Annotated in this window: 1 protein-coding gene; it reads left to right on the forward strand. The window is 70.0% G+C overall.

Annotation, left to right across the window (positions count from 1 at the left end; translation table 11 throughout):
• Positions 1-189: hypothetical protein (locus FS641_RS18635; protein ID WP_222122136.1), on the forward strand; the 189-nt coding region annotated here is incomplete at its 5' end.
• Positions 190-227 lie beyond the last annotated feature (38 nt).

The raw sequence follows: 227 nt of genomic DNA on the forward strand, positions 1-227 counted from the left end.
GAAGTCGGTGAGTTCGTGCTGGGGTGCGGGGGAGTACAGGTGGTACTTCCCGGCGCGGAGGGTGGGGGTGAAGGGGAGGGGGTGGAGGGGAGGGAAGCGTGGGGGGCGGTGGTGGAGAGGAGGGGGTGCAGGGGGAGGGGGAAGGGGGTGGGGGAGATGAGGATGAGGAGGGTGGGGGGGAAGAAGTAGAGGAGGTGGAGGGGGACGCAGGGGAAGCCGGTGTGGAG

This window comes from Curtobacterium sp. 9128, assembly GCF_007673775.1.
Taxonomy (GTDB): Bacteria; Actinomycetota; Actinomycetes; order Actinomycetales; family Microbacteriaceae; genus Curtobacterium.